Origin of the sequence: Streptomyces netropsis (assembly GCF_014203545.1) — a bacterium.
Classification (GTDB): Bacteria; Actinomycetota; Actinomycetes; order Streptomycetales; family Streptomycetaceae; genus Streptomyces; species Streptomyces netropsis.
On record NZ_JACHJG010000002.1, the window covers coordinates 503,408 to 525,794 of the forward strand.

At 73.3% G+C, this 22,387-nt stretch carries 1 protein-coding gene (only partly in view); it reads left to right on the forward strand.

Going from position 1 to position 22,387, the window contains the following annotated elements; translation table 11 throughout:
• Window positions 1-22,387 carry the 5' portion of a type I polyketide synthase gene (locus tag FHS38_RS06785; RefSeq protein WP_184731784.1) on the forward strand. 9,944 nt of this gene lie beyond the right edge of the window, so only the first 22,387 of its 32,331 coding nucleotides appear in the window; its start codon is at window positions 1-3; its stop codon lies off the right edge, out of view.

A 22,387-nucleotide genomic window follows, 5' to 3' on the forward strand; every position in this document is an offset into this window, starting at 1 on the left:
ATGAACACCTCCACCAACCAATACGTCGAAGCGCTGCGGTCGTCCCTGAAGGAAATCGAGCGGCTGCGGCAACAGAACCAACAGCTGGTCGCGGCGGCGGTGGAACCGATCGCGGTCGTGGGCATCGGCTGCCGATTCCCGGGAGGTGTGGCCTCGCCGGAGGACCTGTGGCGACTCGTCGCCGAGGGCCGCGACGCGATCGCGGACTTCCCCACCGACCGGGGCTGGGACCTGGGCGCCCTCGCGGGTGACGGCCCCGGCGGCAGCCTCGCCCAGCAGGGCGGGTTCGTCTACGACGCGGCCGAGTTCGACCCCGGCTTCTTCGGCATCTCCCCCCGCGAGGCGGTCGCGATGGACCCCCAGCAGCGCATGCTGCTGGAGGTGTCCTGGGAGGCGCTGGAGCGGGCCGGCATCGACCCGTCGTCCCTGCGGGAGAGCCCGACGGGTGTGTTCGTCGGCACCACCGGCCAGGACTACAGCACCGTCATCACCGGCTCCGACGAGGACGCCGAGGTCTACTCCACCACCGGGCACGCGGCGAGCGTCATCTCCGGGCGGCTGTCCTACACGCTCGGCTGCGAAGGCCCCGCCGTCACCGTCGACACGGGCTGCTCCTCGTCGCTGGTCGCCCTGCACCTGGCCGCGCAGGCGCTGCGCGGCGGCGAGTGCTCCCTCGCCCTGGCCGGCGGTGTGACGGTGATGTCGACGCCCGGCGCGTTCGTCTCCTTCACCTCCCAGGGCGGCCTGGCCGCCGACGGCCGGTGCAAGTCCTTCTCCGACGACGCCGACGGCACGGGCTGGGCCGAGGGCTCCGGCGTCCTGATCCTGGAGCGCCTCTCCGACGCCCAGCGCAACGGCCACCCGGTGCTCGCGGTGCTGCGCGGCAGCGCCGTCAACCAGGACGGTGCCTCCAACGGCCTGACCGCCCCCAACGGCCCCTCCCAGCAGCGCGTGATCCGCGCCGCCCTGGAGAACGCGCACCTCGCGCCCGCCGACGTGGACGCGGTGGAGGCCCACGGCACCGGTACGACCCTCGGTGACCCGATCGAGGCACAGGCCCTGCTGGCCACCTACGGCCAGGACCGGGAACGCCCGCTGCTGCTCGGCTCGCTGAAGTCGAACATCGGTCACACCCAGGCCGCTTCGGGCGTCGCCGGTGTGATCAAGATGGTCATGGCGATACGCAACGGCGTCCTGCCCCGGACCCTGCACGTCACGGAGCGGTCGTCGCACGTGGAGTGGTCGGCGGGCTCGGTGGACCTGCTGACGGAATCCGTACAGTGGCCCGAGGCGGGCCGGGTGCGCCGGGCGGGCATCTCGTCCTTCGGCATCAGCGGCACGAACGCGCACGTCATCGTCGAGCAGGCGCCGGCCGTCGAGTCACCGGCCGCCGAGGAGCCGATGGTATCGCCCGGCGTCGTGCCGTGGGTGGTGTCCGGCAGGTCCCCGGAGGCGCTGGACGCGCAACTGGACCGCATCACGACGTTCGCGTCGGACCACCCCGACGCCACACCGCTCGACGTGGGCCTCTCGCTCGCCGCCGGCCGGTCGGTGTTCGAGCACAGCGCGGTGCTGCTGGCCTCCGGTGAAGGCGTCCTCGAGGCCGCCCGCGGGGTGGCCGCGGCGGACGAGAGCCTGCTCGCGGTGCTGTTCTCCGGCCAGGGCTCGCAGCGGCTCGGCATGGGCCGCGAACTGTACGGCCGCTTCCCCGTGTTCGCCGAGGCCCTCGACGCGGTTCTGGCGGAGCTGGACCCGCTACTGGACCGCCCGCTGCGCGAGGTGATGTGGGGCGACGACGCCGAGGCGTTGAACGAGACGGGCCACACCCAGCCCGCGCTGTTCGCCGTCGAGGTCGCGCTGTTCCGGCTGGTGGAGTCCCTCGGGATCACCCCGGACTTCGTGGCCGGTCACTCCATCGGCGAGATCACGGCCGCGCACGTCGCGGGGGTGTTCCCGCTGGCGGACGCCTGCCGGCTCGTCGCGGCGCGAGGCCGTCTGATGCAGGCCCTGCCGTCCGGTGGTGCGATGGTCGCCGTCCAGGCGACGGAGGCCGAGGTGCTGCCGCTGCTGACCGGCACCGTGTCGATCGCGGCGGTCAACGGCCCCACGTCCGTGGTGATCGCGGGGGAGGAGGCCGCGGTTCTCGACCTCGCGGGCCGTCTCGCCGCACAGGGCCGCAAGACCTCGCGCCTGTCGGTCTCGCACGCCTTCCACTCGCCGCTCATGGAGCCGATGCTGGACGACTTCCGTCAGGTCGTCGCCGGCCTGACGTTCGAGGCGCCGTCGATACCGGTCGTGTCCAACCTGACGGGCCGGGTGGCCACGTCGGAGGAGATCCGCACCCCGGAGTACTGGGTGCGGCACGTCCGGGAGGCCGTGCGCTTCGCCGACGGTGTCCGGGCCCTGGTGGCCGAGGGCGTGGGCACCCTGCTGGAGCTGGGCCCGGACGGTGTCTGCTCGGCGATGGCCGCCGAGTCGGTACCCGAGGGCACCGTGGTGGTCCCGGTCCTGCGCAAGGACCGGCCCGAGGAGACCGCGGCCGTGACGACGCTGGCCCGGCTGCACGTGGGCGGCGTCCGCGTGGACTGGTCGGCGTTCTTCGCCGGCACCGGCGCCCGCCGGGTGGACCTGCCCACCTACCCGTTCCAGAACGAGCGATACTGGCCCGCGGGGGTCGCGAACAACACCGGTGACATGCGTGCCGCCGGACTGGACTCGGCCGGGCACCCCCTGCTCGGCGCCGCGGTGGAACTGGCCAACGGCGAAGGCGCGCTCTTCACCAGCCGCCTGTCGGTCCAGTCGCACCCGTGGCTGGCCGACCACGTCGTCGGCGGCCGCGTGCTGCTGCCCGGCACGGCCTTCGTGGAGCTGGCGATCCGCGCCGGTGACGAGGTCGGCTGCGACCGGGTCGAGGAGCTGGCGCTGGCCGCTCCGCTGGTGCTGCCCGAACAGGGCGCGATCCAGTTCCAGGTGCGGGTCGGCGCGGCCGACGACGCCGGGCGCCGGTCGGTGGGCATGTACTCGCGGGCCGAGGGCGCCGTCGACGCCCCGTGGTCGGGGCACGCGACCGGTGTGCTCGCCCCCGGCACGGGCACGGCCGGGGCCGGCTTCGACGCCACGGTGTGGCCGCCGGCCGGCGCCGAACCGGTGGACCTGGAGGGCTGCTACGAACGCCTCTCCGAGATCGGCTTCGACTACGGACCGCTGTTCCGGGGCCTGCGGGCCGCATGGCGGCGCGGCGACGAGGTGTTCGCCGAAGTGAGCCTGCCCGAGGGCGTGGAGGCCGACGCGGTCGCGTTCGGACTGCACCCCGCGCTGCTCGACGCCGCCCAGCACGCGGCCGCCTTCGGCGACCTCGGAGCGATCAGCCACGGCGGACTCCCGTTCTCCTGGGAGGGCGTGTCGCTGCACGCCTCCGGCGCCTCCGCCGTACGGGCCAGGCTGTCCCGTACCGGCGAGGACATGGTGTCGATCGCCGTCGCCGACACCACCGGCGGCCTCGTCGCCTCCGTCGATTCACTGGTCTCCCGCCGCGTCCCCACCGAGCAGCTGACCGAGGCCGACTCCGTGCGCCGGGACTCGCTGTTCCGCGTGGAATGGTCCGCCGTCCGGGCCGAGCCCGTGGCGGCCGCCGGACCGGTGGCCGTCGTCGGTACCGACGACGCCGCCCTGGCCGAGGCGCTGCGCGCCACCGGCACCCCCGCCGACGGGTACGCGGACCTGGACGCCCTGTTCGCCGCGGGCGCCGTGCCCGATGCGGTGCTCGTCCCCGTGACCGGCGGCGAGCCGGGCGCGGAGCAGGCCGCGGCGACGCACGCCGTGACCGGCTCCGTCCTGGCCCTGGCGCAGCGCTGGCTGACCGACGAGCGGTCCGCCGACGCCCGCCTGGTCTTCGTGACGCGAGGCGCGGTGGCCGTCGCCGGAGACGCCCCCACTGACCTCGCCGCGGCCGCCGCGTGGGGCCTGGTGCGCTCCGCCCAGACCGAGAATCCGGGCCGGTTCGGCCTGCTGGACCTCGACACCGCCGCCGCCTCGCTCGCGTCCGTACCGGCCGCGCTGGCTGTCGACGAGCCGCAGCTGGCGGTCCGCGACGGACAGCCGCTGGCCGCCCGACTGGCACGCCTCGCGGTGCCGGACACCGCCCCCGAGGCCGTCTGGGACGACAACGGGACCGTCATGGTCACCGGCGGCACCGGCGGCCTGGGCGCCGTGATGGCCCGTCACCTGGTCGCCGACCGCGGTGTACGACGGCTGCTGCTCGTCAGCCGCCGGGGCCTCGCCGCCGCCGGCGCCGAGGACCTGGTCGCCGAGCTCACGGCACAGGACGCCGACGTGCGCGTCGCCGCCTGCGACGTCTCCGACCGCACCGCGCTGACCGGGCTGCTGGAGTCGATCGACGACGCCCACCCGCTGCGGGCCGTCGTGCACACCGCGGGTGTCGTCGACGACGGCGTCATCGGCTCGCTGACCCCCGAGCGCCTGAGCGCCGTACTGCGCCCCAAGGTCGACGCGGTGTGGAACCTGCACGAGCTGACCCGCGACCTGGACCTGACCGCGTTCGCCGTGTTCTCGTCGGTGTCCGCCACCCTGGGCAGCGCGGGACAGGCCAACTACGCGGCGGGCAACGCCTTCCTGGACGCCCTCGCCGCCCACCGCCGCGCCGCGGGCCTGCCGGGCCTGTCCCTGGCCTGGGGCCCCTGGACCCAGTCGGTGGGCATGACGGGCTCGCTGACCGACGTGGACGTGGAGCGCATCGCCCGACTGGGCATGCCGCCGCTCTCCGTCGAACAGGGCGTGACCCTGTTCGACGCGGCCCTGGCCGGTACGGAACCGGTGGCCCTGCCGGTACGGCTCGACCTGCCGGCGCTGCGCGCCAAGGGCGAGATCCCCCCGCTGCTGCGCGGACTCATCCGGGTCCCCACCCGCCGCGCCGCCGCACAGTCCTCGAACGCCGTCGACTCCCTCGTGCAGCGACTCGTCCCCCTCACCGACGAGGAGCGCCGCGAGGTCCTGCTGGACCTGGTGCGGAGCCAGGTGGCCCTGGTGCTCGGGCACGCCGGCGCGGGCTCCGTCGACGTGGCCCGCCAGTTCCAGGACCTGGGCTTCGACTCCCTGACCGCGGTCGAACTGCGCAACCGCCTCAACACCGCGTCCGGCCTGCGGCTGCCCGCGACGCTCGTCTTCGACTACCCCACGCCGGGTGTCCTGGCCGACTACCTGCTGGACGAGCTGTTCGGCGCCGAGGCGGAGACGGCCGCCCCCGTGCCCGTACGGGCCACGGCGCCGGTCGCCGACGACCCCATCGTGATCGTCGGCATGGCGTGCCGCTACCCGGGCGACGTGGGCTCGCCGGAAGACCTGTGGCGGATGGTCACCGAGGGCGCCGACGCGGTCTCCGGCTTCCCGACCGACCGCGGCTGGGACATCGACGGGCTGTACGACCCCGACCCGGACCACCCGGGCAGGACCCACGTCCGGCACGGCGGCTTCCTGCACGACGCGGGCGAGTTCGACGCCGAGTTCTTCGGGATGAGCCCGCGCGAGGCACTCGCCACCGACTCCCAGCAGCGCCTGCTGCTGGAGACGTCGTGGGAGGCCATCGAGCGGTCCGGCATCGACCCGGTGAGCCTGCGCGGCAGCCAGACCGGTGTCTTCGCCGGCGTGATGTACAACGACTACGGCAACGCCCTGACGGGCGAGGAGTTCGAGGGCTTCCGCGGCAACGGCAGCGCACCGAGTGTGGCCTCCGGCCGGGTGTCCTACACCTTCGGGCTGGAGGGCCCGGCGGTCACGGTCGACACGGCGTGCTCGTCGTCGCTGGTCGCGATGCACTGGGCGGCCCAGGCCCTGCGCGCGGGCGAATGCTCGCTGGCGCTGGCCGGTGGTGTGACGGTCATGTCCACCCCCAACACCTTCGTGGAGTTCTCGCGGCAGCGCGGCCTGGCCGCCGACGGCCGGTGCAAGGCGTTCTCCGACTCGGCCGACGGTGTCGGCTGGTCCGAGGGTGTCGGCATGGTGGTGCTGGAGCGTCTGTCGGACGCCCGGCGCAACGGCCACCAGGTCCTCGCGGTCGTACGCGGCAGCGCGGTCAACCAGGACGGCGCTTCCAATGGTCTGACGGCTCCGAACGGCCCGTCCCAGCAGCGGGTCATCCGCCAGGCCCTGGCGAGCGGTCACCTGACGTCCACCGACGTGGACGTCGTCGAGGCGCACGGCACGGGTACGACGCTGGGCGACCCGATCGAGGCGCAGGCACTCCTGGCGACGTACGGTCGTGACCGGGACGCGGAGCGTCCGCTGCTCCTCGGCTCGGTGAAGTCCAACATCGGTCACACACAGGCCGCTGCCGGTGTCGCCGGTGTCATCAAGATGGTCATGGCGATGCGGCAGGGCATCCTGCCGCGCACGCTGCACGTGACGGAACCCTCGACGCACGTGGAGTGGGAGGCGGGCTCGGTCGAGCTGCTGACCGAGCAGACGGCCTGGCCCGAGGGCCGGGTGCGCCGGGCGGGTGTCTCGTCGTTCGGTATCAGCGGGACGAACGCCCACGTCATCGTCGAGCAGGCACCGTTCACCGACTCGCCGGTCCCGGAGCCGACGGTGTCGCCGGACGTGGTGCCGTGGGTGGTGTCGGGCCGGACCGGCGCGGCGCTGGACGCCCAGCTGGACCGGGTCAAGACGTTCGCGGCCGAGCGCGCCGACATCGCACCCGTGGACCTGGGCCTTTCCCTGGCGACGTCACGGTCGCTGTTCGGGCACCGTGCGGTGCTGTTGTCTTCGGCCGAGGGTGTGGTCGAGGCGGCGCGTGGTGTGGCGGTCGATCGTCCGTTGGCGGTGTTGTTCTCGGGGCAGGGTGCGCAGCGGCTGGGGATGGGCCGGGAGCTGTACGAGCGCTTCCCGGTGTTCGCGGCGGCGTTCGACGAGGTTCTTGCCGAGCTGGATCCGTTGCTGGACCGGCCGCTGCGTGAGGTGATGTGGGGTGAGGACGCCGGTCTGCTGAACGAGACCGGTTCCACGCAGCCCGCGTTGTTCGCGGTCGAGGTGGCGCTGTTCCGTTTGGTGCGGTCGTGGGGTGTGAAGCCGGACTTCCTGGCGGGTCACTCCATCGGTGAGGTGGCGGCTGCCCATGTGGCGGGTGTGCTGTCTCTGGGCGATGCGGCGAAGCTGGTGGCGGCGCGGGGTCGTTTGATGCAGGCGCTGCCGTCGGGTGGTGCGATGGTGGCCGTCCAGGCGACCGAGGCCGAGGTGCTGCCGTTCCTGACCGAGGTGGTGTCGATCGGGGCGGTCAACGGTCCGTCGTCGGTGGTCGTCTCGGGTGCCGAGGATGCGGTGCTGGAGATTGCGGGCCGTCTGTCGGCTGACGGGCGTAAGACGTCGCGGTTGTCGGTGTCGCATGCGTTCCACTCGCCGCTGATGGAGCCGATGCTGGATGACTTCCGTGCGGTGGTCGGCGGCTTGACGTTCCACGCACCGTCGGTGCCGGTGGTTTCCAACCTGACCGGTCGGGTGGCTGCTGCGGAGGAGTTGTGCTCGCCGGAGTACTGGGTGCGGCACGTCCGTGAAGCGGTCCGTTTCGCCGACGGGGTACGGACCCTGGCGGCCGAGGGCGTTGGCACGCTGTTGGAGCTGGGGCCGGACGGTGTGCTGTCCGCCATGGCTGCGGAGTCGGTGTCCGAAGAGACCGTGATGGTTCCGGTTCTGCGGAAGGACCGGCCGGAGGAGACCGCCGCGGTCAGTGCACTGGCGCGGCTGCACGTACAGGGCGTCCCGGTCGACTGGGAGGCGTTCTTCGCCGGGACCGCCGCCCGCCGGGTCGACCTCCCTACCTATGCCTTCCAGCACGAGCGGTTCTGGCCTGCCGGGATGCTGAGCAACCCCGGCGACATGCGGGCCGTGGGACAGGCGTCTCCCGGACACCCGCTGCTCGGTGCCGCGGTGGAACTGGCCGACGGCGAAGGCGCGTTGTTCACGAACCGCCTGTCGGTGCGGTCGCACCCGTGGCTGGCCGACCACGCCGTGATGGGACGGGTGCTCCTCCCGGGCACGGCCTTCGTGGAGCTGGCGATCCGCGCCGGTGACGAGGTCGGCTGCGAGCGGATCGAGGACCTGGCGCTCGCCGCGCCGCTCGTCCTGCCCGAGCGGGGCGCGGTCCAGCTCCAGGTGCGGGTCGGCGCGGCCGACGACGCCGGGCGCCGGTCCGTGGGCGTGTACTCGCGGATCGAGGGCGCGGTGGACGTGCCGTGGACCCAGCACGCGATGGGTGTGCTGGTTCCGGGGTCCGGTGCCGCCGGTGCCGCGTTCGACGCGACGGTGTGGCCGCCGACCGGTGCCGAACCGGTGGACGTGACCGGCTTCTACGAGGCCCGCGCCGAGGACGGGTTCGTGTACGGACCCGAGTTCCGGGGACTGCGGGCGGCGTGGCTGCGCGACGGTGAGGTGTTCGCCGAGGTGAGTCTGCCCGACGGGGCACAGGCCGCCGCGGACGCGTTCGGTCTGCACCCGGCGCTGCTCGACGCGGTGCTGCACGCGGGCGGACTGATCGGCTCGGAGCGGCAGGCGGTGCCCTTCTCGTGGGAGGGCGTGTCACTGCACGCCTCCGGCGCCTCCGCCGTGCGCGTCAGGCTGTCGCGCGCCTCGGACGGTGCTCTGGCGATCGACATCGCCGACACCTCGGGCGCTCCGGTCGCCACGGTGGACTCGCTGCTGGCCCGGGAGATCTCGGCCGACCAGCTCACCGAAGCCGACACACGGGACCGGGACTCCCTGTTCCGCCTGGAGTGGTCCGCGGCGGTAACGGCCGACCACGCGGTCGTGGGACCGGTGGCCGTCGCCGGAGCCGATGTCCTCGGCCTGGCCGAGGCCCTGCGTGCCGCGGACGTCGACGTCGCGGTGCACACGGACCTGGGGGCGCTCGCCACCTCGGACGGCCCGGTGCCGGGCGTCGTCCTGGTGCCCGTGGCCGGCGATGCCGACGCCACGGTGATCGACGCCACGCACGGGGCAACGACCCTTGCCTTGGGACGACTGCAGCAGTGGTTGGCCGACGAGCGGTTCGGCGGGTCGCGTCTGGTGTTCGTGACGCGGGGTGCCGTGGCCGTGGACGCCGGTGGCGTCGCCGACCTGGCCGCCGCGTCCGTGTGGGGCATGGTGCGCTCGGCGCAGACGGAGAACCCCGGCTGCTTCGGTCTGGTCGACCTCGACGCGTCCGCGTCGGCCGAACTGCCGCGCGCCCTCGGTACGGACGAGCCGCAGGTGGTTGTCCGCGACGGCGAGGTCCTGGCGGGCCGGCTGGCCCGTACCGCGACGAGCGGCGGCCTGGTCCCGCCGATGGACGGGCCGTGGCGCCTGGGCAGCCGGGCGAAGGGCAGCCTGGACGCCCTCGAGCTGGCCCCGTGCCCGGAGGTGCTGGAGCCGCTGACCGGCCGCGACGTGCGGATCCGGGTCCGGGCGGCCGGGCTGAACTTCCGTGACGTACTGAACGCGCTGGACATGTACCCCGGCGACGCCGGCGTCTTCGGCTCCGAGTCCTCCGGCGTCGTCCTCGAGGTCGGACCCGAGGTGACGGGGCTGCGCCCCGGCGACCGCGTCACGGGCGTGGTGGTCGGCGGCTTCGGCTCGCTGGTGGTGGCGGACGAACGGCGCCTGGCGCGCATGCCCGACGCCTGGTCGTGGGAGACGGCCGCGTCGGTGCCGCTCGTGTTCCTCACCGCGTACTACGGGCTGGTCGAGCTGGCCGGCCTGCGGCGGGGCGAGAAGGTCCTGATCCACGCCGGCGCGGGAGGCGCGGGCATGGCGGCGATCCAGATCGCCCGCCACCTGGGTGCCGAGGTGTTCGCCACCGCGAGCGAGGGCAAGTGGGACGTCCTGCGTTCGCTGGGCGTCGCCGACGACCACATCGCGTCGTCGCGCACCACCGACTTCGAGGCGGCGTTCGCCGCCGTCGCGGGCGACGGTGGGATCGACGTCGTACTGAACTCCCTGGCGGGGGAGTTCGTGGACGCGTCACTGCGGCTGCTGACCTCCGGCGGCCGTTTCATCGAGATGGGCAAGACCGACATCCGGGACGCGGCAGGCCTGCAGGGCATCCGCTACGTGTCGTTCGACCTGGGATGGGTGGACCCTGCCCACATCCAGCCGATGTGGGACGTCCTCATGGGGCTGTTCGGCGAAGGCGTGCTGCGGCCCCTGCCGGTCAGGACGTGGGACATCCGGCGGGCACGCGACGCGTTCCGCTACATGAGCCTCGCCAAGCACGTCGGCAAGATCGTGCTGACCCTGCCCCGCACCTGGGCGCCGGACGGCACGGTCCTGATCACCGGTGGCACCGGCGGTCTCGCCGCCGAACTGGCCCGCCACCTGGTCACGGAACGTTCCGTGCGCCACCTGCTGCTGGTCAGCCGCCGGGGCCCGGACGCGCCGGGAGCGGCGGAGCTCCGCGAGGAGCTGACGGCCCTCGGGGCCGAGGTGACCGTCGTCGCGAGCGACATAGCCGATCGCGCCGCCGTGGCCGGCCTGCTCGCCGGGATCCCGGTGGAGCACCCGCTGACGGCCGTCGTCCACACGGCGGGCGTCCTCGACGACGGTGTCATCGCCTCACTCACCCCCGAGCGCGTGGCCGCCGTGCTGCGCCCCAAGGCCGACGCGGTGTGGAACCTGCACGAGCTGACCCGTGACCTGGACCTGGCCGCCTTCGTGGTGTTCTCGTCGGTGTCCGGCACGTTCGGCGGCGCGGGACAGGGCAACTACGCGGCGGGCAACGCCTTCCTGGACGCGCTCGCCCACCACCGTGCCGCCCAGGGCCTGCCCACGGTCTCCCTGGCCTGGGGTGCCTGGGCCCAGGGCGCGGGCATGACCAGCGGTCTCGACGACCGCGACATCCGCCGTGCCGCCGAAGCGGGCATGCCGCTGCTGTCGGTGGAAGAGGGGCTGGCACTCTTCGACGCCGCCCTGGCCACCGGCGAACCCGCCGTGCTCCCGGTACGACTGGACCTGGCGGTGCTGCGCACGCGGGGCGAGGCCCCGGCGCTGCTGCGCGGCCTGATCCGTGACCGCTCCCGGCGCACCGCGGTGGCCGGGCCGGCCGCCACGGCCGACCTGCCGCAGCGGCTGAGCAGGCTGGAGCGGGCCGAACGGCTCGAAGCCCTGCTGGATCTCGTGCGTGCCCAGGCGGCCCTGGTGCTCGGGCACGCGAGCGGTGACGCAGTCGACCCGGAGCGGGCGTTCCGCGACCTCGGCTTCGACTCCCTCACGGCCGTCGAGCTGCGCAACAAGCTGAACACCGCGACCGGGCTGCGACTGCCCGCCACGATGGTCTTCGACTACCCCACCGTCGGGGTGCTGGCGGACCACCTGCTGGAGGAGCTGACGGGCCCGGACACCGAGCCGGCCGTCGCCGAACCGACGCGAACGGCCACTCAGGCCGACGACCCGGTCGTGGTCGTCGGAATGAGCTGCCGCTACCCCGGAGGGGTGAGCTCCCCCGAAGACCTGTGGCGGCTCGTCACCGAGGGCGGCCACGCGATGTCGGGCTTCCCGACCAACCGCGGCTGGGACCTCGACTCCCTCTACGACCCCGACCCGGAGCGGACGGGGACCGTGTACACCCGGTCCGGCGGGTTCCTGCACGACGCCGGCGAGTTCGACCCCGGCTTCTTCGGGATGAGCCCGCGCGAGGCGATGGCGACGGACATCCAGCAGCGGCTGCTGCTGGAACTCTCCTGGGAGGCCGTCGAGCGGGCCGGCATCGACCCGGCGACGCTGCGCGGCAGCCAGACCGGTGTCTTCGCCGGTGCCATGCACAACGGCTACGGCGCGACGCTGGCGGGCGAGGAGTTCGAGGGCTTCCGCGGCAACGGCAGCGCACTGAGCGTGGCCTCCGGCCGCATCTCGTACACCTTCGGTTTCGAGGGCCCGGCGGTCACGGTGGACACGGCGTGCTCGTCGTCGCTGGTCGCCATGCACCTGGCGGCGCAGGCGCTGCGCGCCGGCGAGTGCTCGCTCGCGGTGGCCGGTGGTGTGACGGTGATGTCGACTCCCGAGACGTTCGTGGAGTTCGCCCGCCAGCGCGGCCTCGCACCCGACGGCCTGTCCAAGGCGTTCTCGGACTCGGCCGACGGTGTCGGCTGGTCCGAGGGCGCGGGCATGGTCGTGCTGGAGCGGCTGTCCGACGCCCGGCGCAACGGCCACCCCGTGCTCGCCGTGCTCCGTGGCTCGGCCGTCAACCAGGACGGCGCGTCCAACGGTCTGACCGCCCCGAACGGCCCCTCGCAGCAGCGGGTCATCCGCCGGGCCCTGGCCAGCGGTGGTCTGTCCCCGGCCGACGTCGACGCCGTCGAGGCCCACGGCACCGGCACCAAGCTGGGCGACCCGATCGAGGCCCAGGCACTCCTTGCGACCTATGGTCGTGACCGGGACGCGGAGCGCCCGCTGTGGCTGGGTTCGGTGAAGTCGAACCTCGGCCACTCCCAGGCGGCGGCCGGTGTGGCCGGTGTCATCAAGATGGTGATGGCGATGCGGCACGGTGTGCTGCCGCGCACGCTGCACGTGAACGAGCCCTCGACGCACGTCGACTGGTCGGCGGGCGCCGTGGAACTGCTCACCGAGCCGGTCGAGTGGCCCGACTCGGGCCGTGCGCGACGCGCGGGCGTGTCGTCGTTCGGCATCAGCGGCACCAACGCGCACCTGATCCTCGAGCAGCCCCCGACCGTCGACGAAGCCGTCGCCGACGGCGCCGTTCCCGACTCCGCCGCGACGGAGTCCGGCCTCGTGCCGTGGGTGCTGTCCGGCAAGTCGCCGGAGGCCCTGCGCGGCCAGGCGGCGCGCCTGCTGTCGCACGTCCAGGCGCTCTCCGCGCCGCGCCCGGCCGATGTGGCCTTCTCCCTCGTCACCGAGCGCACAGCCTTCGAACACCGGGCCGTCGTCCTGGCCGGTGACCTGACGGACGCGGTGCGGGGACTGGCGGCGCTGGCCGTCGGCGAGCCCGGCGCCGCGACGATCAGCGGCTCGGTCTCGGGTGGCAAACTCGCCTTCCTGTTCTCCGGGCAGGGCAGCCAGCGGATCGGCATGGGCCGGGAGCTCTACGAGCGCTTCCCCGTCTTCGCCGAGGCCCTGGACGCGGTGCTGGCCGAGCTGGAGCCGCTGCTGGACGGTTCGCTGCGCGAGGTGATGTGGGGTGACGACACCGGTCCGCTGAACGAGACCGGTCACACCCAGCCCGCCCTGTTCGCGGTCGAGGTGGCGCTGTTCCGGCTGGTGAGCTCGTGGGGGGTGCGGCCGGACTTCCTGGCCGGGCACTCCATCGGCGAGCTGGCCGCGGCCCACGCGGCGGGCGTGCTGTCCCTGCCGGACGCGTGCCGTCTGGTCGCCGCGCGAGGCCGGCTGATGCAGGCGCTGCCCACGGGCGGTGCGATGGTGGCCGTCAAGGCCACCGAGGCCGAGGTGCTGCCGCTGCTGACCGACACGGTGTCGCTCGCGGCGGTCAACGGCCCCTCGTCCGTGGTGATCGCGGGTGACGAGACCGAGGTGCTGGACATCGCGGGCCGACTCGCGGCGGAAGGCCGCAAGACGTCGCGCCTGTCGGTGTCGCACGCCTTCCACTCGCCGCTCATGGAGCCGATGCTGGACGACTTCCGGGCAGTGGTCGGCGACCTGACGTTCGCCGAACCCTCCGTCCCGGTCGTCTCCAACCTCACGGGCCGGCAGGCCACTTCGCAGGAGCTGCGCTCCCCGGAGTACTGGGTGCGGCACGTCCGCGAAACGGTCCGCTTCGCCGACGGTGTGCGGACCCTCGCCGACCACGGCGTGACCACCTTCCTCGAGCTGGGCCCCGACGGCGTGCTCTCCGCCATGGCACAGGAGTCCCTGTCCGACGGGACCGCGACCGTGGTGCCCGTACTGCGCGGGAACCGGCCCGAGGAAACGGCCGCGCTCACCGCACTGGCCCACGCGTACACCGCCGGTGTCCCGGTGGACTGGGCCGGGTTCTTCACCGGCACGGGTGCCCGCCGGGTGGAGCTGCCGACGTACGCGTTCCAGCGCCAGTGGTTCTGGCCGACCGGCTCGGCCGGTGCGGCGAACGCGGCCGCCGTCGGCCTCACCTCGGTCGGCCACCCGCTGCTCAACGGCGCGGTGGAGCTGGCGGACGGCGAAGGCGTGCTGTTCACCGGCCGCCTGTCGCTCCAGTCCCACCCGTGGCTGGCCGATCACGCGGTCCTGGGCCGGGTCCTGCTGCCGGGAACGGCCCTGCTGGAGCTGGCGATCCGCGCCGGTGACGAGGTGGACTGCGACCGGGTGGAGGAACTGACCCTGGCCGCACCGCTCGTGCTGCCGGAGCACGGCGCCGTACAGGTACAGCTGCGCGTCGGCGTCGCCGACGACACCGGCCGCCGTACCGTCACGGTCCACTCCCGGCCCGAGGGCGCCGACGAGCAGTCCTGGTCGCAGCACGCCTCGGGTGTGCTCGCCGGTGGTGCGCAGCCGGCCGGCACGGACTTCGACGCCGTGGTGTGGCCGCCGACGGGAGCCGAGCCGCTCGACGTGACCGGCTGCTACGAGCGGTTCGCCGAGGTCGGCTTCGCGTACGGCCCGGTGTTCCGGGGCCTGCGGGCCGCATGGCGGCGCGGCGACGACGTGTTCGCCGAGGTGGCACTGTCCGACGACGTCCAGGCGGACGCCGCGGCGTACGGTCTGCACCCCGCTCTGCTGGACGCGGCCCTGCACGCCTCCCTGCTCGCCGGCGACGGCGGCGAGGGCGGACTGCCGTTCTCGTGGGAAGGCGTGACGCTGCACGCCACCGGTGCGTCGGCGCTGCGGGTACGGCTCTCCCGGTCCGGCGCGGACGCGGTGTCGATCGCGGTGGCCGACACCTCCGGAGAGCCGGTCGCCTCGGTGGACTCGCTGCTCGTACGGGCCGTTTCGGGTGAGCAACTGAGCGATGCCGCGGCGCTGAGCCGCAACGCGCTGTTCCGGCCGGACTGGACTCCCGTGCGGGCCGAGGCGGTGGCCGACCGGCCGATGGCCGTGGTCGGACCGGACGCTCTCGGCCTGGCCGAGGGACTGACGGCGACCGGGGCGAGCGTCGCGACGCACGTCGATCTGGCGTCGCTTTCGGCATCCGACGCCCCGGTACCCGGTGTGGTGCTCGTGGGCGTCGCCGGGCGCGCGGACACCGGTCCGGTGGCCGCCGCGCACGAGATGACCGCGGAGGTACTGGGCCGGCTGCAGGAGTGGCTGGCCGAGGAGAGGTTCGTCGGCTCGCGCCTGGTGTTCGTGACCCGCGGCGCGGTGGGCGGCACGGACCCGGCCGCCGCGGCGGTGTGGGGCCTGGTGCGTTCCGCGCAGACGGAGAACCCCGGCTGCTTCGGCCTGGTGGACCTCGACGACGCGTCGTCCGTGGAGTTCCTGCCCACGGCGCTCGGCGCGGACGAGCCGCAGGTGGCCGTCCGCGACGGTGAGGTCATGGCGGCCCGACTGGCGCGCACGACCGCGGGCCGGCCGGACGCGGGCCCCGTGTGGGAGCCCGACGGCACGGTACTGATCACCGGTGGCACGGGCGGCCTGGGCGCCGTCCTCGCCCGCCACCTGGTCGCCGAGCGCGGCGTGCGGCGACTGCTGCTCGCCAGCCGGCGCGGCGGCGAGAGCGCCGGCACGGTCGAACTGGTCGCCGAACTGGCGGCCCACGGCGCCGACGCCCAGGTGGTGGCGTGCGACGTCGCCGACCGCGACGCGCTGGCCGCGCTCCTCGCCGCACACCCGGTGTCGGCGGTCGTGCACACCGCGGGCGTCCTGGACGACGGTGTCATCGGCTCGCTGACACCGGAACGCATGGCGGCGGTGCTGCGCCCGAAGGTCGACGCGGCGTGGAACCTGCACGAGCTGACCCGTGGCCTGGACCTGTCGGCGTTCGTGGTGTTCTCCTCCCTGTCCGGCCTCCTCGGTGGCGCCGGCCAGGGCAACTACGCGGCCGGAAACGCCTTCCTGGACGCACTGATGGAACACCGGCGCGCCGAGGGGCTGCCCGGGGTGTCGCTGGCATGGGGTCCCTGGGACCGGACGGGCGGCATGACCGGCACCCTGGCCGACGCGGACGCGGAGCGCCTCGCGCGCTCCGGCGTGCCGCCGCTGTCGGCGGAGCAGGGCGTGACGCTGTTCGACGCGGCCCTGGCCACCGACGGGCCCGTGGTGGTTCCGGTACGGCTGGACCTGCCCGCGCTGCGGGCCCAGGGCGAGGTGCCCGCGCTGCTGCGCGGCCTGGTCCGCACCCGTTCCCGCCGGGCCGTCGTGGCCGGGTCGGGTACGGCCGCAGGCCTCGTACAGCGGCTGGGCCGTCTCGACGGCACCGAGCGGCACGAGGTGCTGCTCGACCTGGTACGCGGCCAGGTCGCCCTGGTGCTCGGCCACGCGAAGGGCGACGAGGTCGACCCCGGGCGGGCGTTCCGCGACCTCGGCTTCGACTCGCTGACGGCGGTCGAGCTGCGCAACCGGCTGAACACCGCGACCGGGCTGCGACTGCCCGCCACGCTGGTCTTCGACTACCCGTCCGTACGGAGCCTGGCTTCGTACATCCTCGACGAGCTGATGGGCGGACCGGACGCCGAGCCGGTCGTGCCGCAGCTCTCGCGGACCGCGGTGGCCGACGACCCGATCGTCGTGGTCGGGATGGCCTGCCGGTACCCGGGCGGGGTGAGCTCGCCCGAGGACCTCTGGCGACTCGTCACCGAGGGCACCGACGCGATCTCCGACTTCCCGACCAACCGTGGCTGGGACGTCGACGGCCTCTACGACGCGGACCCGGAACACGCCGGTACCTCGTACACCCGCTCCGGTGGTTTCCTGCACGACGCGGGCGAGTTCGACCCCGAGTTCTTCGGGATGAGCCCGCGTGAGGCGCTTGCCACCGACTCTCAGCAGCGCCTGCTGTTGGAGGCGTCGTGGGAGGCGTTCGAGCGGGCCGGTATCGATCCGGCGTCGCTGCGCGGCAGTCAGACCGGTGTCTTCGCCGGTGTGATGTACAACGACTACGGAAAGGCCCTGGCGGGGGAGGAGTTCGAGGGCTTCCGCGGTAACGGCAGCGCCGCGAGCGTCGCCTCGGGCCGGGTGTCCTACACCCTGGGTCTGGAGGGCCCGGCGGTCACGGTCGACACGGCGTGCTCGTCGTCGCTGGTCGCGATGCACTGGGCCGCTCAGGCGCTGCGCGGCGGCGAGTGCTCGCTGGCGCTGGCCGGTGGTGTGACGGTCATGTCGACGCCCACCACGTTCGTGGAGTTCTCGCGGCAGCGCGGCCTGGCCGCCGACGGTCGGTGCAAGGCGTTCTCGGACTCGGCCGACGGTGTCGGCTGGTCCGAAGGTGTCGGCATGCTGGTGCTGGAGCGTCTCTCCGACGCCCGGCGCAACGGCCACCAGATCCTCGCCGTGCTGCGCGGTAGCGCGGTCAACCAGGACGGTGCGTCGAACGGTCTGACCGCTCCGAACGGTCCCTCGCAGCAGCGGGTGATCCGTCAGGCGCTCGCCAGCGGTGGACTCTCGCCCGCCGATGTGGACGCGGTGGAGGCGCACGGTACGGGAACGACGCTGGGTGACCCGATCGAGGCGCAGGCGTTGCTGGCGACCTATGGTCGGGACCGGGATGAGGAGCGTCCGCTGCTGCTCGGTTCGGTGAAGTCCAACATCGGTCACACGCAGGCCGCGGCCGGCGTGGCCGGTGTCATCAAGATGGTCATGGCGATGCGGCAGGGTGTTCTGCCGCAGACCCTGTACGCCGACACCCCGTCCTCGCACGTGGACTGGGAAGCGGGCGCGGTCGAGCTGCTGACAGAGAACACCGCCTGGCCCGAGGCGAATCGAGTGCGCCGGGCGGGTGTGTCGTCGTTCGGTATCAGTGGCACCAACGCGCACGTGATCGTCGAGCAGGCTCCCTCGGTGAAGGAGCCGAGCCGGGAGCCGGTGGTCTCGCCGGGTGTGGTGCCGTGGGTGGTGTCCGCAAGGACCGAGGCGGCGCTCGACGCCCAGGTGGACCGGCTGCGGTCCTTCGTGGCGGACGACACGGCAGCGACCTCGGTCGACGTCGGGCTGTCGCTGGCCACGGGCCGGTCGCTGTTCGACCACCGAGCGGTGCTGCTGGCCTCGGACGAGGGCGGCCTGGCCGAAGCGGCGCGCGGCACGGCCACCGGCGAGGGGCCGCTCGCGGTGTTGTTCTCGGGCCAGGGTGCGCAGCGGCTGGGCATGGGCCGGGAGCTGTACGGCCGTTTCCCCGTGTTCGCCGAGGCCCTGGACGCGGTGCTGGCGGAACTGGAGCCGTTGGTCGAGGGCTCGCTGCGTGAGGTGATGTGGGGTGAGGACGCCGGTCTGCTGAACGAGACCGGTTACACGCAGCCCGCGTTGTTCGCGGTCGAGGTGGCGCTGTTCCGGCTGGTGGAGTCTCTCGGGATCACCCCGGAGTACGTGGCCGGTCATTCGATCGGTGAGGTGGCGGCCGCGCATGTGGCGGGTGTGTTCTCACTGCCGGACGCCTGCCGCCTGGTGGCGGCGCGGGGTCGTTTGATGCAGGCGCTGCCGTCGGGTGGTGCGATGGTGGCCGTCCAGGCGACCGAGGAAGAGGTGTTGCCGTTCCTGACCGAGGCGGTGTCGATCGCGGCGGTCAACGGTCCGTCGTCGGTGGTCGTTTCCGGTGCCGAGGATGCGGTGCTGGAGATCGCGGGCCGTCTGTCGGCTGATGGGCGTAAGACGTCGCGGCTGTCGGTGTCGCACGCGTTCCACTCGCCGCTGATGGAGCCGATGCTGGATGACTTCCGTGCGGTGGTCGGCGGTCTGACGTTCCACGCACCGTCGGTGCCGGTGGTTTCCAACCTGACCGGTCGGGTGGCTGCTGCGGAGGAGCTGTGCTCGCCGGAGTACTGGGTGCGGCACGTCCGTGAGGCCGTGCGTTTCGCCGACGGGGTACGGACCCTGGTCCAGGAAGGCGTGAACACACTCCTGGAGTTGGGTCCGGACGGTGTGCTGTCCGCCATGGCCGCGGAATCGGTGTCCGAAGAGACCGTGACGGTTCCGGTTCTGCGCAAGGACCGGCCGGAGGAGACCGCCGCGGTCACCGCACTGGCAAGGCTGCATGTGCGGGGCGTCGCGGTCGACTGGTCGGCGTTCTTCGCCGGGACCGGTGCCCGCCGCGTCGACCTGCCCACGTACGCGTTCCAGCGTCAGTGGTTCTGGCCGGCCGGTACGGCGATGTCGGTCGTGGACGCGACCGCGGTGGGACTCACGCCCGCCGGGCACCCGCTGCTCAACGGCTCGGTGGAACTGGCGGTCGGCGAAGGGGTGCTGTTCACCAGCCGGCTGTCGGTGCGGTCGCACCCGTGGCTGGCCGACCACGCCGTGATGGGCCGCGTGCTGCTGCCCGGCACGGCCTTCGTGGAGCTGGCGATCCGCGCCGGTGACGAGGTCGGCTGCGACCGGATCGAGGAGCTGACGCTGGCCGCGCCGCTGGTCCTGCCCGAGCAGGGTGCGGTGCAGGTGCAGGTCTCGGTGGGCGCACCCGACGAGTCGGGCAGGCGCACCGTGGAGGTCCACTCGCGTCCCGAGGGCGCGGTGGACGTGCCCTGGGCACAGCACGCCACAGGTGTGCTGACGGAGGGGACGGCCGTCACCGACGCCGGTTTCGACGCCGAGGTGTGGCCGCCGACCGGTGCCGAGCCGGTGGAACTGGCGGGCTGCTACGAGCAGTTCGCCGAGGAGGGCTTCCAGTACGGGCCGGCCTTCCAGGGCCTGGAAGCGGCATGGCGGCGGGGCGAGGACATCTTCGCCGAGGTGCGGCTGCCCGAGAGCGTCGAGGGCGACGCCGACGGGTTCGGCCTGCACCCCGCCCTGCTCGACGCGGCCCTGCACGCCGCGCTGCCGGCCGCGGCCGGCACGGAGGACGGCGGACTGCCGTTCTCGTGGGAGGGCGTCTCGCTGCACGCCTCCGGTGCCTCGGCGCTGCGGGTCCGGCTGTCCCCCGCCGGTGCGAACGCTCTCGCGATCAGCGTTGCCGACGCTTCGGGTGCGCCCGTCGCGTCGGTGGAGTCCCTGCTGGTCCGCGCGGTGTCGGGCGAGCAGCTGAGTGGCCCGGAGGCACCGGTCCGGGACTCGATGTTCCGGGTGGACTGGTCGCCGGTGCGGGTGGCCGGGTCGGCCGGTGCCGAGTCGGTGGCGCTGGTGGGTCCGGACGTGTTCGGGCTGGCCCGGGTTCTGCCGGACGCGCTTCACCACCAGGAGCTGGCCGCCTTGGTGGCTTCGGACGCGGCGGTCCCGGACGCGGTGCTGATTCCCGTACCCGGGGAGCCGGACGGTGAGCCGGTCGAGTCCGTGCACACCTCGGTGTCCTGGGCCCTGGGCCAGTTGCAGGCGTGGCTGGAGGAGGAGCGGTTCGCCGCATCGCGTCTGGTGTTCGTGACGCGTGGCGCGGTGGACGGTGTTGATCTGGCCGCTGCCTCGGTGTGGGGTCTGGTGCGTTCGGCGCAGACGGAGACCCCGGGCCGGTTCGGCCTGGTGGACCTGGACGCGGCCGACACGTCCTTGACCGCACTGCCGCAAGCCCTGGGAGTGGATGAGCCGCAGCTGGCCATCCGCGAGGGCGAGATCACGGCCGCGCGTCTGGCCCGGGTGCCGGGCACAGGTTCCGAAGCGGCGGCCTGGGACGCCGAGGGCCGGGTGCTCGTCACCGGTGGCACCGGTGGCCTGGGCGCGCTGGTGGCGCGGCACCTGGTGGCCGAACATGGCGTGCGGCAGTTGCTGCTCGTCAGCCGCCGGGGCCTTGGCGTCGACGGTGTGGACGACCTGGTCGCGGAGCTGGCGGAGCTGGGCGCTGAGGCCGTGGTGGCCGCGTGTGACATCGCCGACCGTGACGGTCTCGCCGAGCTGCTCGCTCAGCACCCGGTCAGTGCCGTGGTGCACGCGGCGGGTGTCCTGGACGACGGTGTGATCGGCTCGCTCACTCCCGAGCGCATGTCCGCGGTGCTGCGTCCGAAGGTCGACGCGGCGTGGAACCTGCACGAGCTGACCCGCGACCTGGACCTGACCGCCTTCGTGGTCTTCTCGTCCGTCGCAGGTACCTTCGGTGGAGCGGGTCAGGGCAACTACGCGGCTGGTAACGCCTTCCTCGACGCGCTCGTACAGCGGCGCCGTCAGGACGGTCTGCCGGGCGTCTCGTTGGTGTGGGGCCCGTGGGACCAGTCGGGCGGTATGACCGGCACGCTCACCGAGGCCGATCTCCAGCGCATGGCCCGTGCGGGCATGCCCGCGCTGTCGGCCGAGCAGGGTGTCGCCCTGTTCGACACCGCTCTGGCGGCCGACGAGCCCGTCGTGCTGCCGGTGCGGCTCGACCTGCCGGTACTGCGCGCCCTGGGCGAGGTGCCGTCCCTGCTGCGCGGTCTGGTGCGGGTGCGTTCCCGTCGGGCCGCGGTGGCCGGTTCGAGCGCCGCCGCCGGCCTGGTGCAGCGGCTGAGTCGGCTGGAGGAAGCCGACCGGCGTGAGGTGCTGCTGGACCTCGTCCGGAGCCAGGTGGCCCTGGTGCTCGGGCACGCAGGCGGTGACGAGATCGATCCGGCACGGGCGTTCCGCGCTCTCGGCTTCGACTCGCTCACGGCGGTGGAACTGCGGAACCGCTTGAGCACGGTCTCGGGCCTGCGACTGCCGGCGACGCTGGTGTTCGACTACCCGACGCCGGATGTGCTGGCGGACTACCTACTGGACGAGCTGTTCGGAGCCGAGGCCGAGGCATCGGTGCCGGTGCGGGCGCTGCCGCCCGTGGCCGACGACCCGGTGGTCATCGTGGGGATGGCGTGCCGGTATCCGGGTGGGGTGAGCTCGCCGGAGGACCTGTGGCGGCTCGTCTCCGAAGGTGCCGACGCGGTGTCCGGTTTCCCGACCAACCGCAGTTGGGACGTCGACGGCCTGTACAACCCGGACCCCGACCACCAGGGGACCGCCTACACGCGCTCCGGTGGTTTCCTGCACGACGCGGGTGGGTTCGACCCGGAGTTCTTCGGGATGAGCCCGCGTGAGGCGCTGGCGACCGACTCTCAGCAGCGCCTGCTGTTGGAGGCGTCGTGGGAGGCGTTCGAGCGGGCCGGTATCGATCCGGCGTCGCTGCGCGGCAGCCAGACCGGTGTCTTCGCCGGCCTCATGTACAACGACTACAACGTCGTCCTCGGCGGAGACGAGTTCGAGGGTTTCAAGGGCAGCGGCACCTCGCCGAGCGTGGCCTCGGGCCGTGTCTCGTACACGCTGGGCCTTGAAGGTCCGGCGGTGACCGTGGACACGGCGTGCTCGTCGTCGCTGGTCGCGATGCACTGGGCGATGCAGGCCCTGCGCAGTGGTGAGTGCTCGCTGGCGCTGGCGGGCGGTGTGACGGTGATGT